This is a genomic window from Nocardioides sp., from assembly GCF_030150155.1.
GTDB lineage: Bacteria > Actinomycetota > Actinomycetes > Propionibacteriales > Nocardioidaceae > Nocardioides.
The window spans coordinates 82,675-95,414 of sequence record NZ_JASLGR010000034.1 but is presented as its reverse complement, the minus strand read 5'-3'; the positions used below and the strand labels follow the sequence as shown (position 1 = coordinate 95,414).

The 12,740-nt window shown below is 70.2% G+C and carries 11 protein-coding genes; 3 read left to right on the top strand and 8 right to left on the bottom strand.

The genetic code is table 11. From position 1 onward, the window contains the following. The first annotated feature begins 1 nt into the window (after position 1). Complete coding sequence (locus tag Q1V88_RS10630) at positions 2-2,167, top strand: hydantoinase B/oxoprolinase family protein (RefSeq protein WP_300681163.1); 2,166 nt, start codon at positions 2-4, stop codon at positions 2,165-2,167. Between the two features lie 63 nt (positions 2,168-2,230). After that, positions 2,231-3,931, top strand: a complete 1,701-nt coding sequence (locus Q1V88_RS10625) for an MFS transporter (protein ID WP_300681162.1) — start codon at positions 2,231-2,233, stop codon at positions 3,929-3,931. Positions 3,932-4,028: 97 nt separating this feature from the next. On the opposite strand, the gene Q1V88_RS10620 is transcribed toward Q1V88_RS10625, so the two are convergent. From Q1V88_RS10620 to Q1V88_RS10585, 8 genes are read right to left on the bottom strand one after another with little or no spacing between them, the layout of a single operon-like run. Next, positions 4,029-4,931, bottom strand: a complete 903-nt coding sequence (locus tag Q1V88_RS10620) for a TIGR03619 family F420-dependent LLM class oxidoreductase (protein WP_300681161.1) — start codon at positions 4,929-4,931, stop codon at positions 4,029-4,031. Continuing rightward, complete coding sequence (locus Q1V88_RS10615) at positions 4,931-5,992, bottom strand: hypothetical protein (RefSeq protein WP_300681160.1); 1,062 nt, start codon at positions 5,990-5,992, stop codon at positions 4,931-4,933. Before Q1V88_RS10615 ends, Q1V88_RS10620 begins: the two co-directional genes overlap by 1 nt. A 22-nt stretch (positions 5,993-6,014) precedes the next feature. Then, positions 6,015-7,166 carry a sulfotransferase gene (locus Q1V88_RS10610; protein ID WP_300681159.1) on the bottom strand — a complete coding sequence of 384 codons (1,152 nt, stop codon included), beginning with the start codon at positions 7,164-7,166 and terminating at the stop codon, positions 6,015-6,017. A gap of 21 nt (positions 7,167-7,187) precedes the next feature. Further along, a complete protein-coding gene (locus tag Q1V88_RS10605; protein WP_300681158.1) occupies positions 7,188-7,985 on the bottom strand; it encodes an SDR family oxidoreductase in 798 nt (265 codons plus the stop codon). Next, entirely contained in the window at positions 7,982-8,341 is a 360-nt protein-coding gene (locus tag Q1V88_RS10600; RefSeq protein WP_300681157.1) for a nuclear transport factor 2 family protein, read from the bottom strand. Before Q1V88_RS10600 ends, Q1V88_RS10605 begins: the two co-directional genes overlap by 4 nt. Positions 8,342-8,394: 53 nt before the next feature. Further along, a complete protein-coding gene (cysN, locus tag Q1V88_RS10595) occupies positions 8,395-10,296 on the bottom strand; it encodes a sulfate adenylyltransferase subunit CysN (protein WP_300681156.1) in 1,902 nt (633 codons plus the stop codon). Continuing rightward, complete coding sequence (gene cysD, locus Q1V88_RS10590) at positions 10,296-11,201, bottom strand: sulfate adenylyltransferase subunit CysD (RefSeq protein ID WP_300681155.1); 906 nt, start codon at positions 11,199-11,201, stop codon at positions 10,296-10,298. The genes cysN and cysD overlap by 1 nt, the downstream gene beginning before the upstream one ends. Beyond that, entirely contained in the window at positions 11,198-11,986 is a 789-nt protein-coding gene (locus tag Q1V88_RS10585) for a 3'(2'),5'-bisphosphate nucleotidase CysQ (RefSeq protein ID WP_300681154.1), read from the bottom strand. Before Q1V88_RS10585 ends, cysD begins: the two co-directional genes overlap by 4 nt. 106 nt (positions 11,987-12,092) lie before the next feature. Here Q1V88_RS10585 and Q1V88_RS10580 point away from each other — a divergent pair, with 106 nt between their 5' ends. Continuing rightward, positions 12,093-12,716 carry a TetR/AcrR family transcriptional regulator gene (locus Q1V88_RS10580; RefSeq protein ID WP_300681153.1) on the top strand — a complete coding sequence of 208 codons (624 nt, stop codon included), beginning with the start codon at positions 12,093-12,095 and terminating at the stop codon, positions 12,714-12,716. Positions 12,717-12,740 lie beyond the last annotated feature (24 nt).

The following is a 12,740-nucleotide window of genomic DNA, read 5'->3' as shown; positions in this document are numbered from 1 at the left end:
GATGACCGCCTCTGCCCCCACCGTCACCCCCGGCACGTACGTCGACCCGATCACGTTCGAGGTCGTGCGCCACCGGCTGCTGGCCGTCGTCGCCCAGCAGTCGGCGGTGCTCAAGAACATCTCCGGCTCGCCGCTGGTCTTCGAGGCCAACGACTGCAACACGGGCGTCTACCTGCCCGACGGCCAGATCGCCGCGATGGGGCCGCACATCGTCTTCCACTCCGGCTCGATGGAGCTCGTGGTGGGCAACATCATCGCCCAGTTCGAGAACGACGGCGGGATCAACGAAGGCGACATCTTCATCACCAACGACCCGTACTCGGGTGCGCTGCACCTGCCCGACGTCACGATGGTCGAGCCGGTCATCGTCGACGGCGAGCGGATCGGCTGGGTCGGCTCGTGCTGCCACGTCCTCGACATCGGCGGGATGACGCCGTCGTCGTGGTGCCCCGACGCCACCGAGAACGTCCAGGAGGGGCTGATCCTCCCGCCGACCAAGCTGGTCGAACGCGGCCGGACCCGCACCGACGTGTGGAACCTGATCCTGTCGGCCTCCCGTCTCGCCCCCAACCTCGGCCTCGACCTCAAGGCGATGATCGCGGCCAACACCCATGCCCGCAAGGGGATGCTCCGCCTCGTCGACCGCTACGGCGTCGAGGTCGTCACCGGGGTGATGGCGACGATGCTGGACAAGTCCGAGGCCGCCACCCGGGAGCGGCTGCGGGCCTTGCCCGACGGCGTCTTCGGCGCCCGCAACTACTTCGACACCGACGGCAAGAACCCGGGCCTGCACCGGGTCGAGGTCGAGCTGACCAAGCGCGGCGACACCCTGCTCTTCGACTACTCCCGCTCGGCGGCCCAGGTGCCCTCGATCGTGAACTGCACGATCGCCGGGCTGCGCGGCGGCGTCTTCGCCTCGGTGCTCCCGGTGATCGCCCCCGACATCCCGTGGAACTCCGGGGTGATGCGGGCGATCGAGATCGAGGCCCCCGAGGGACTGATCATCAACTGCGCCAAGCCCGCCCCGTGCGGCTCGGCGACCGTCGGCGGCGGCTACATGGTGAAGAACACCGCCCACGCGGCGATCTCCACCCTCGCCGGCACCGACGAGGTCAGCCGCTCCGACGCGATGGCGGAGTCCACCGGCGCGATCCAGGTGCTCCACATCGGCGGTCTCAACCAGTACGGCGTCGGCTTCGGTGGCGCTCTCACCGAAGCGCTCTGCGGCGGTGGCGGTGCCACGCCGGAGGCCGACGGCGCCGACTTCGTCGGCCCGCACGAGATCCTCTCCTACCAGTTCAACAACGTGGAGGGGGAGGAGGTCGCCTTCCCGCTGCTGTGGCTGCGCCGCGAGTTCAACACCGACTCCGGCGGTGCCGGACGCCGTCACGGTGGCACCTCGCTGTCGGCGGCCTGGACCGTCCACGACGCCGGCTTCGTGCACGGCGTCCACATGGCGCACTCGATGTCGATGCCGTCCTCGACCGGCCTGCACGGCGGCATGCCCGGCTCCACCCACGCCGTCACCGTGCTCCGCGGCACCGACGTCAACGAGGCGCTCGCGGCCGGCCGTTCGGTGACCGGAGCCGGTGACCTCCAGGGGAACGCCACGGTCTTCGACTCCAACCCCGGCGAGCAGATGTTCTTCCCCGGCGACGTCATGGACTGGTCCTTCCACGGCGGCGGCGGCTGGGGCGACGCCCTGGACGCCGACCCCGACGGCATCGCCCGCGACGTCCGGGAAGGACGCATCTCGGCGGCCGGAGCGCTGCGCCAGTACGGCGTGGTGCTGGGCGAGGGCGGCGTCGATCAGGCCGCCACCGCGGCGCTCCGTGGCGACGTACGGGCTGAGCGGCGTGGCTGGGAACGAGCCGCGAGCGACGAGTTCGCTCCGGTCGAGGGCGCCGAGCGCGTCATCGGAGACAAGCTGCGGATCGTGGCCGACCACATCGCCTGCGACTGCGGACGGACGCTCTGCCCGGCCAGCGCCGACTGGAAGCAGTACGCCGGCCACGCGGCCCTCACTGCGGAGCAGCTGGGGGAGCGGGTGCGGCTCCACGCCGACCTGGTTGCCGACGCCTTCGCCTGTCCCGGATGCGGCGGGTTGCTCTCCGTCGAGATCCGACACCGCGACGACGCGCCGGTGCGCGCCATCGCCCTTGCCTGACGCCTCGGACGGCAGATCTCGGGAACACCACCATCACCACCTGTTCAAGGGAGAACACATGTCATGAGCACCACCGTCGTCTCATCCAAGGGGTCGACCGCGCTGACCTACGCGGCCGCCTACCTCTCCGTCGCGTTGGCGATGACCGCGTACGCCATCCCCGGTGCCCTCAACGGCACCTTCGCCTCGGAGTTCCATGCGTCAGGGTCGGGGCTGACCTGGATCACGGCGGCCTTCGAGATCGGGATCGTCGCCTTCGAGCTCACCTTCGGCCTGCTCGGTGACCTCTTCGGTCGCAAGCGGCTCCTGATCGGCGGCTCCGTGCTCGTCGTCCTGGGGGCGGTGCTGTCCGCCGTCGCCGGCTCGATCGGGTTCATGATCGTCGCCCAGGCGGTGATCGGCATCGGTGCCGGGCTGCTCTTCCCGATCGGCCTGTCGATGGTGGCGGCGCTGACCGACGACCACGGCCGGCGGTCGCGGATCATCGCCACCTGGGCGGGCTTCCTCTCCCTCGGGGCCGTGATCTCGCCGGTCCTGGCCACGCAGACCCAGATGCACTTCACCACCGACACGTTCGACGGCTGGCGCGTGACCTACTGGATCATCGTGGCGATCGCGCTGGCCCTGGTGGCGATCTCGTGCGGGACGCGTGACTCCTCGGCCCCGGCGGGTCGCCACCTCGACCTCCCGGGCCAGATCACCTTCGCCCTCGGCCTGATCGCCGCGCTCTACGCCACCGTCACCGCCGTCGACAGCGGCTTCGGCGATGGCCGGGTGATCGCCGGGTACGTCGTCGGCGCGGTGCTTCTGGTCGCCTTCGTCGTCGTCGAGCTGCGCAGCCCGAGCCCGCTGCTGGACCTCGCTCTGTTCACGAACAAGGACTTCTCGCTCGGCTCGGTGGTCGCTGTGGTGGGCATGTTCGCCTTCCTGGCAGCGTGCTTCTCGACCTCGATCAGCGTCGGTGCGCTCGCCCAGGCACCGGTGTGGGCGGTCGGTGTCCTCTTCGTCTTCATCCAGGGTCCGGCCTTCGTGCTCAGCCCGGTCGTCGGATGGTTGATCCATCGGGCAGCGCCCCGCTGGGTGCTCACCGCCGGGTTCGGATGCATGGCCGGTGGCGCCTTCTGGCTCTCCACCTTCACCCTGGGGGTCCCCGAGCAGTTCGGTGGTCCGGCCTGGACGGCGTGGATCGCGCCGCTCCTGCTGCTCGGGGTGGGCTTCGCCCTGACCGGTGGCTCGCTCACCGCGGTGGCCCTCAACAACGTGTCGCCGCACCAGATCGGGATGGCGAGCGCGACCAGCAGCGTGATGCGCGACCTGGGCTTCACGCTCGGCCCGGTGATCGGATCGGTGATCGCGTTCTCCCTGGGCGCGACCGCGTTGCGCGACAAGATCGGCGGCATCCTGACGGGCGCCCATCTCTCACCGGATGCTGTCGCAGGCCTCTCGCAGGTGCCCCCGCTCGGCTGGCTCTCGGGCTGGGACGGTGTGATCGGGCAGTTCTCCGCCGAAGCGACCGCCGGAGGTGCCCCCGAGCAGGCCGTGAACGGCATGGTGGCAGCGTTGAACGACCCCTCCACCCAGGGCGCCATCCAGGGACTGGCGAGCTCGTCCCTGGGGGACGGCTTCGGGACCGTCTACCTGGTGGCCGCCATCGCGGCACTCGCCTGTGCGGTGCTGACCCTCTTCATCGGTCGCACCCGGTCGGCGGCGGCAGCTCCTGCTGCTCCGGGCGCGATCCTCGAGGAGGACGCCGTCGCATTCTGAGGGGCTCACGAGCCCTCTCATGACAGCTGGCCACCCAGGACCCCCGAGCCGGGGGAACCTGGGTGGCCAGTTGGCTTTCAGCGGCAGGCGCCGAGGGTCAGGGCGCGATCCCCATCTCCTCGGCGTAGCGCTGCAGCGCGTCGATCCGGGCGTCCGCATTGGTGAAGTCGGCGCCGTAGCGGCCCCACGGCGAGACCCGGAACTCGGTGACGCCCAGCGCGATCAGGTCGTCGAACTCGGGGGCGTCGCGCTCCCAGCGGGGGTCGACGCTCACCTTGATCTCGAACGGCTGGTCGGCGCGACCGTGCTCGGCGCGGAGCTCACCCAGCCGGGCCAGCACGGTGCGCAGCTCGGCGATGTCGGCGTTGACCGAGATCCAGCCGTCGGCCAGCCGTGCAGCCCGGCGCAGGCCCGGCTCGCTGTGCCCACCGACGTACACCGGGACCGGACGGTCGGGGGCGGGGCTGATCATCAGGCGGTCGAAGTCGTAGTGCCGACCGTGGAACTCGACCCACTCGGGGCCGTTGCCGGCGCAGATCGCCTTCAGGATCGCGATCGCCTCGTCGGTGCGTGCCCCGCGGGTGCGCATCTCGGTGCGGGTGAAAGCGAACTCCTCAGGGATCCAGGACAGCCCGACGCCGAGCTCGACCCGGTTGCCCGACAGCACCGCCATCGTGGCGACCTGCTTGGCGGTCAGCAGCGGATCGCGCAACGGCAGCTTGAGCACGTTGGTGTAGAACCGCATCCGGCTGGTCACCGCGGCCATCGACGCGATCGCGATGAACGGGTCGGGCATGGGGGTCTGGCCGGTCCACATCCGCTTCCCGTCCGCGGTGTAGGGGTAGTCGGCACTGACCGTCTCGGGGAAGAAGACCGAGTCCGGCATCGCGATCGCGTCGTAGCCCGCCTCCTCGGCGGACCGAGCGAACCCGGCGAGGTCACCGGCCGCGATCATCGCCCCGGGCAGCGCCCACCGCACCGCCGCGCGCTCCGTGCTCATCACAGGGTCACGACCTCGGCGGTCGGGATCGGATGGGAGTCGGCCTTGATCCAGCGCAGCGCCCAGGTGCCCTCGGTGTGACCGTCGGTGCTGATCCAGTTGCCGAACCCCGGGTCGGTGGCGGCCACCACGATGGTCAGGCGGCCGTCGTCGTCGAGGGTCGCGGTGCGGTTGTTGAGGTAGGTCTGGGCACGCTGGAAGTCGAGCGACTCCAGCCAGAAGTTCTGCAGCACGAAGTTGTAGTACTCGCACTCGGGGACCTCGGTGCGGATCACCCAGGCCTCGTTCTCGGCCAGCCGCCAGTAGCCGTGCAGGTAGAAGATCGACGGATCGCCGCCCGCACCCTGGTAGAAGGACTGGTCCTGGGCGGTGATGGTGTTGGCATCGGGCTGGAAGCGACGCGACCACTCCAGGAACGTCGAGGCAGTGCCCCGCACCATCCCGACCGCCTGGGAGAGCCGGGAGCCGATCTCCGCGGTGTCCAGTGGCTCGACCTCGCCGCGGGGGTCGAGGCACTCGATGGTCAGGTCGGCCAGCAGCTCGGTACGCCGGTCGCCGTACGTCTGCCGCACCGAGATCAGGTTGGAGTCCGGCTCCAGCGGCAGCCAGGTGCCGCTCTCGGGCTGCTCCACCGAGGCGATGAAGCTGAACCGGCCGAGCTCGTCGAGGACCAGGTCGTCGCCGTGCAGGTCGCCGGTCTGCCGCATGGTGCCGTCGATGTGATACCGGTTGGCCCGGGAGCCGAAGGTCAGCAGCGGCACCGTGCCGCGGGTGCCGCTGATCCGGTAGCGGTAGGCCCCGGAGATGTTGGCACGCTGATAGACGTTGTCCGGGTTGTCGGCGCCGATCTTGGTCGCCATGTTCGGGTTCGGCGCCGAGGAGAACGCCGGGTAGCGCGGGTCGGTGTACTCGACGCAGTTGATCGTGGCGTAGCGCAGCAGACGCACCAGGTAGCGCATCCCCTCGGCCTGCGTCAGCTCGTCGCGGGGTGTGATCTCGTCCTCCAGCAGATCGCCGAGGCTGAGCAGGTCGGTGCAGAACTTCTCCCAGGTGGGGTTCATCGGTTCCTCCGTGGTGGGTGGGTCACAGGGCGGCGATCGCAGCGAACCGGGCGTCGATCTCCTCGGCCGGTACGCCGAAGTCGGCCAGGTCGTAGCGGTGCGAGGGTGCGCGGTGGCTGCCCAGGCTCTCCTGGTGGGCGGCCTCGACGGCGGTGCGGGCCGCGGCGTCGAACGGGAGCCCGAACTGCTCGTAGATCGAGGCGATCGCAGCGACCGGGTCGGCGACGAAGTGGCGGTAGTCCAGGTCGAAGAACTGCCGGTCGTCGTACTGCCGACGTGCGCGCTGGAAGGACTCGCTGCCGGCGGCCCAGAGGTCGAACTGGGAGCGGCCGATGGTGGCCCTGTCGAACGCCTCCGACATCCCCGCCGAGCCCTGCTCGGCCAGGCTGAACGTCGAGGCCATCGAGGTCTGCGGGTCGCGGAAGGTGCGCACGAAGAGGGCGTCGGGGAAGACCTTCATGATCGCGTCGACGGCGAAGACGTGGCTCGGGCTCTTCAAAGCCCAACGCTTGTCGGTGTCGTGCATCCCGATCAGCTGCAGGTTCTTCTTGTATCGCTCGTAGGCCGGCGTCCAGTCCTGCCGGGTCAGCCACTCGGTGTACGACGGCAGGTAGGCGGTGCAGACGAACGAGATCGACAGCCCCGTCTGCTGCACCAGGCGCCAGCACTCGTCGGCCTCCTGGGCCCCCATGAAGTGCACCTTCATGAACTCCGCCTCCGCGGACTGGCGGGCACGGTAGTAGGCATCGGAGCGGACGAAGTCGGCGTTGGCCGCCAGCTCGTCGGGCCGGGGCCGCAGCTGCGGGCTCTCGGCCAGCCACATCTCCAGGCCCTGGTGGGCCGGGTCGGCGCTGAGCAGGCGCTGGGTGGCGGTGGTGCCGGTCCGGGCGATGCCGCTGACGAAGATCGGTGCCTCCACCGGTACGTCGACGTGCTCGGGGTGCTCGGCGAAGCCCCGCTGGCTCTTCAGCCGTCCGGTCAGCACCGCCAGGATCTGCTTGCGTGCGATCAGCAGCCCGCGCTCGGTCAGGGCGGCGTCGGTGTCGTAGGAGCGGATCAGGACCTCGAGGCCCTCGCGGTAGTCGTCACCGCCGAAGTCGTCGAGACCGGTCTTGTGTCGTGCCAGGTCCTCGAACTCGGCGATCGTGCCGACGTTCTCAGGGCGCTCAGTCATGGGGATGTCCTTGTCTGGAGGTCAGGTGTGGGTGTGGCCGCAGTCGACGCTGAGGCACTGCCCGGTGATCGCCCGGGCAAGGTCGGAGGCGAGGAAGAGCACGGTGGCGGCGATGTCGTCAGGCTCGGGCAGCCGGCGCAGGTCGGCGTCGGCGGCGATCTCGTCGTAGATCACCGTCGGCTCCACGCCGCGGCGGGCGGCCTGGCGCCCCACCATCGCCTGCACCTTGTCGGCCCAGATGTAGCCCGGTGCGACCGAGTTGACCCGCACCCCCTGGGGCCCCAGCTCGATGGAGAGGCTGCGGGCCAGGGCGAGCAGGCCCGCCTTCTGCATCCGGTAGGCGCCGTAGTTCGGCAGCCGGTTGTGCAGCACCATCGAGTTGACCATCACCACCGAGCCCGCGTGCTCGACCAGCGCCGGTGCGCAGGCCCGTACGACGCTCAGCGCGGCCAGCAGGTTGATGTCGAGGCCCGAGCGGATCTCGGTCTCGTCGGTCGCGAGGAGCGGCCTGTGCGGTGGCTGGACGAAGGCGTTGAACACCACGGTGTCGATCCGGCCGAGCTCGGCCAGCGTGGTCGCGGCCAGCGCCTCCACCGCAGCGGCGTCGGTCAGGTCGGTCGGCACGGTGAGTGCGGTGCCGCCGAGCGCCCGGATCTCCTCGGCGACCGCGTCCAGCCGGGCCGCGGTGCGGGCGGCCAGCACGACGCTTGCGCCCGCGGCGGCGCTGCGCAGGGCGACCGCGTGACCGAGGCCGTCACCCACGCCCGCGACCACGACGACCTTCCCGGCCAGGCCGGGGACGACGAGCGGCGCTGTCACGGCCGGGACTCGATGTCGATCAGCACCTGGAGGGAGATGATCCTGCCGTCGTCGTCGAGCTCGAAGAGGTCGGTCGCCAGGAACGGGTCCATCCCGCTGGCCTGCACCAGCACCTGCATCGCGGCGAAGCGTCCGGCGATGGTGACGGGGGAGTGCCGGCTGACGGTGAAGTCGGCGCGGGCGGCGGCCTCGTCGAAGGAGCGCAGCTCGGCATGACCGCGGTGGGTGGCGATCCCGAGCGGCTCGTGCTTGACCCCGTCGGGGGCGAAGAGGGCGACGAGAGCATCGACGTCGTGAGCGCCGAGGGCCTCGACGTACGCGTCGAGGACTCCGGCGACCTGGTCACGGGTGGGCATGGTGACTCCTTGTTCTCGGGGCTGGTTCTCTGGGCTGGTGGTCGGGCTGGTGCTCAGGCGAGGACGCCGCGGGCGCGCAGCGCCTCGACGATCCGGGCCGCCGCGTCCTCGGGGGAGACGGCGGTGGTGTCGATCCGGATCTCGGGGGACAGCGGTGCCTCGTACGGGGCGTCGACCCCGGTGAAGTTGGTCAGCTCTCCGCTGCGGGCCTTGCGGTAGAGCCCCTTCGGATCGCGGGACTCGGCCACCTCGATCGGGGTGTCGACGAAGACCTCGCAGAACGTCGTCGCGCCGATCGTCTCCCGGGCCGCGTCACGCTCGGCGCGGTACGGCGAGATGAACGAGGCCAGCACGACCAGTCCGGCGTCGGTCATCAGCCGGGCGACCTCGGTGACACGGCGGATGTTCTCCACCCGGTCGGCCTCGGTGAAGCCGAGGTCGCGGCCCAGGCCGTGCCGGACGTTGTCGCCGTCGAGCAGGTAGGTGTGCACGCCGCGGGCGTGCAGCAGTCGCTCGACCTGGTTGGCGATGGTGGACTTGCCCGAGCCCGACAGCCCGGTGAACCAGACCACCTGCGGCTGGTGGCCGTTGAGGCGGGCACGGGCGGCGGCGTCGACGTCGACGGCCTGCCAGTGGATGTTGTCGGCACGGCGCAGCGAGTGCCGCACCATCCCGGCGCCGACCGTGGTGTTGGTCAGGCGGTCGATCAGGATGAACCCGCCGGTGTCGCGGTTCTCGACGTACGGATCGAACGGCACCGGCCTGTCGAAGCTGATGTTGCACACGCCGATCGCGTTGAGGCCCAGCGTGGTGGCGGCGGTGTGCTCGAGCGTGTTCACGTTGACCGCGTACTTCGGCTTCGTGATCCGGGCCTGAACGGTCATCGTGCCGATCTGGCACAGGTAGGGACGCTCGGGGATCATCTCGTCCTCGCTCATCCAGACCAGCTGCACCTCGAACTGGTCGGCGACCGCGGGCGGGCTGTCGGCGGTGGCCAGGACGTCGCCGCGGCTGATGTCGATCTCGTCGGTGAGCGTGACCGTCACCGAGCGCCCGGCGACCGCCTCGTCGAGGTCGCCGTCCATCGTCACGATCCGCGCGACGGTCGACTCCTGGCCCGAGGGCAGCACCCGGACCCGGTCACCCGGGCGCAGGACGCCACCGGCGATCTGGCCCGAGAAGCCGCGGAAGTCCAGGTCGGGACGGTTCACCCACTGCACCGGCATCCGGAACGGACCGGTGGTGAGGTCCTGGTCGATCTCGACCGTCTCCAGGTGCTCCATCAGGGTGGGGCCGGTGTACCAGGGAGTGTTCGCGCTGTGCTCGGTCAGGTTGTCGCCGACGTACGCCGAGATCGGGATCGCTGTGACGTGGCGCAGGCCGATCTCCTCGGCGAAGGCCCGGTAGTCCTCGACGATGCCGTCGAAGACGTCGGCGGAGTAGTCGACCAGGTCGAGCTTGTTGACCGCGAGCACGACGTGCTTGATCCCGATCAGGGAGACCAGGTAGGAGTGCCGGCGGGTCTGGGTCAGGACGCCCTTGCGGGCATCGATCAGGATGACCGCCAGGTCGGCGGTCGAGGCGCCGGTGACCATGTTGCGGGTGTACTGCTCGTGGCCGGGGGTGTCGGCCACGACGAACTTGCGCTTCTCGGTGGTGAAGTAGCGGTAGGCCACGTCGATGGTGATGCCCTGCTCGCGCTCGGCGGCCAGGCCGTCGACCAGGAGGGCGAAGTCGAGGCCCTCACCCTGGGTGCCGGACTTCTTCGAGTCCGACTCCAGGGCGCTGAGCTGGTCCTCGAAGACGAGCTTCGACTCGAACAGCATCCGGCCGATCAGGGTCGACTTGCCGTCGTCGACGGAGCCGCAGGTGATGAAGCGGAGCATGGACTTGGTGGCGTGCCGCGCGAGATAGGTCTCGATGTCGTCGGCGATGAGCTGGGACTGGTGGGACATCAGAAGTACCCCTCCTGCTTCTTCTTCTCCATCGAGGCGCTGGAGTCGTGGTCGATCATCCGGCCCTGGCGCTCGGAGGTGGTGGTGAGCAACATCTCTTGGATCACGTCGGTCAAGGTGGCGGCGGTGGACTCCACGGCACCGGTCAGCGGGTAGCAGCCCAGGGTGCGGAAGCGCACGCTGCGCAGCTCGGGGACCTCGCCCGGGCGCAGCGGCATCCGGTCGTCGTCGACCATGATCAGGGTGCCGTCGCGCTCGACCACGGGCCGCTTCTCGGCGAAGTAGAGCGGCACGATCGGGATGTTCTCGGCGCGGATGTACTCCCACACGTCGAGCTCGGTCCAGTTCGACAGCGGGAAGACCCGCAGCGACTCCCCCGGGGAGCGGCGCACGTTGTAGGAGTGCCAGAGCTCGGGACGCTGGCGCTTCGGGTCCCAGCGGTGCTCGGCCGAGCGGACCGAGAAGACCCGCTCCTTGGCCCGGGACTTCTCCTCGTCGCGCCGGGCCCCGCCGAAGGCGGTGTCGAAGCCGTAGAGGTCGAGCGCCTGCTTGAGGCCCTCGGTCTTCCACAGGTCGGTGTGCACCGAGGAGCCGTGGTCGAAGGGGTTGATCCCGCGCTCGACGCACTCGGGGTTCTGGTAGACGAGCAGGTCGAAGTCGCCCACGGCTGCGGACTCGTCGCGGAGCTTGTACATCTCCTGGAACTTCCAGGTGGTGTCGACGTGCAGCAGCGGGAACGGCAGCCGCGAGGGGAAGAACGCCTTGCGCGCCAGGTGCAGCATCACCGCGCTGTCCTTGCCGACGGAGTAGAGCATCACCGGGTTCTCGCTCCCGGCGACCGCCTCGCGCATGATGTGGATCGACTCGGCCTCGAGTCGTTCGAGATGGGTCATCGCCCGGGTCATCGTGTCAGCACCTCCAGTGCCTGGGCCGCCCATTCGGGACGGCAGATCAGCAGGTCGGGCAACCAGGGGTTCTCCTGGTTGTAGACGGGGTCGGAGCCGTCGAGTCGCGAGACGTGCAGGCCGGCGGCTCGTGCGACGGCGACCGGCGCGGCCGAGTCCCACTCGTACTGCCCACCGGCGTGGGCGTAGATCTCGGCCTCGCCGCGCACGACGGCCATCGCCTTGGCTCCGGCCGAGCCCATCTCGACCAGCTCGGCCCCGAGCGCGTCGGCCAGGGCGAGCACCGGTGCGGGCCGGCGGGTACGGCTGACCAGGACGCGGGGGACCGGGCGCGGCTCGATCACCGCGAACTCCTGGGCGCTGGTCAGGGTCGTGCCGAGTGCGGGGAGGGCCACCGCGCCGGCGACCAGCTCGCCGTGCTCGACCAGGGCGACGTGGACCGCCCAGTCGCAGCGGTCGGCCTGGCCGAACTCGCGGGTGCCGTCGAGGGGATCGACGATCCAGACCCGCGCGGCGCCCAGGCGGGCCGCGTCGTCGGCGCCCTCCTCGGACAGCACCGCATCGGCGGGGAAGGAGCGCCCCAGCTCGTGCATCAGGAACTCGTGCGACAGCCGGTCGCCGGCCTTGCGGACGGCGTCGGGCGACGATGTCGGGTCGCTCAGCGCGTCGCGGAGGTCGAGCAGGATCGCGCCGGCGGCGGTGGCCAGCCGGCCGGCGGCCTCGGCATCGGCGCGATGTCGATCGGCGCTGGGCGCCGGGGGCGCGAAGGCCTCGTTCGTGGTCATGAGGGCGACCGTACCGAAGGTGTGAACAATGTTCAATATCAAATTGAACATTGTTCATAGGTTGCTGGAAGGGAGTCGCCGACACCCGCTGCGCTACCGTTCGGCCATGAGTGACGCGCGTGCCAAGGTGACGCACGGCGATGCTGAGACACGGCGCCGGATCACCTTGGAGGCGGCCTCGGCGCTGCTCGACGAGGGTGGCTACACGGCCCTGACCATGCGCGCGGTGGCCGAGCGTGCCGGGATGAGCGTCGGCCTGATCTACCAGTACTTCGCCGACAAGAGCGACATCTTCATCACCCTGCTGACCGAGAGCCAGGTCGAGGCCCGCGAGTCCCTCGCCGCGCTCCCGCGCGAGCAGGGCCTCACCGAGCTGCTCCGCGCCCTCATCCCCGAGGCGGCCCGGCAGTGGCGGCGGGTCGGCCGCTTCACCGCGACCTGGCGCGACTCAGGGGGACGGCTGGCCGAGCGTGAGTCCATCCGCGACGTACGCCGGACCGCGGACGCCTACAACGCCGATCTGGTCGCTGCACTCCACCAGGCCGCGGCGGCCGAGGGGGCCGAGCTGATCGACGACCCGGCGGTGCTGCCCTACGTGCTGTCCTCGATCCAGGGGCTGGCCGACACGATGGTCCACCAGTGGGCGCGCGACCTCGACGACAGCCGTCTGATCGACTTCACCGCGACCGCGGTGGCGCGCGCGATCGGCAGGAAGTCCGAGCGCGGCTGAGGCCGTGCTCTGAGCGCAGCCGGT

Bases quoted from the DNA above. Each gene is read 5' to 3' on its own strand.
- cysD (WP_300681155.1), bottom strand. From the start codon at position 11,201: ATGACCCGGGCGATGACCCATCTCGAACGACTCGAGGCCGAGTCGATC.
- Q1V88_RS10600 (WP_300681157.1), bottom strand. From the start codon at position 8,341: ATGCCCACCCGTGACCAGGTCGCCGGAGTCCTCGACGCGTACGTCGAG.
- Q1V88_RS10620 (WP_300681161.1), bottom strand. From the start codon at position 4,931: ATGAGCACGGAGCGCGCGGCGGTGCGGTGGGCGCTGCCCGGGGCGATG.
- Q1V88_RS10625 (WP_300681162.1), top strand. From the start codon at position 2,231: ATGAGCACCACCGTCGTCTCATCCAAGGGGTCGACCGCGCTGACCTAC.
- Q1V88_RS10615 (WP_300681160.1), bottom strand. From the start codon at position 5,992: ATGAACCCCACCTGGGAGAAGTTCTGCACCGACCTGCTCAGCCTCGGC.
- Q1V88_RS10610 (WP_300681159.1), bottom strand. From the start codon at position 7,166: ATGACTGAGCGCCCTGAGAACGTCGGCACGATCGCCGAGTTCGAGGAC.
- cysN (WP_300681156.1), bottom strand. From the start codon at position 10,296: ATGTCCCACCAGTCCCAGCTCATCGCCGACGACATCGAGACCTATCTC.
- Q1V88_RS10580 (WP_300681153.1), top strand. From the start codon at position 12,093: ATGAGTGACGCGCGTGCCAAGGTGACGCACGGCGATGCTGAGACACGG.
- Q1V88_RS10630 (WP_300681163.1), top strand. From the start codon at position 2: ATGACCGCCTCTGCCCCCACCGTCACCCCCGGCACGTACGTCGACCCG.
- Q1V88_RS10585 (WP_300681154.1), bottom strand. From the start codon at position 11,986: ATGACCACGAACGAGGCCTTCGCGCCCCCGGCGCCCAGCGCCGATCGA.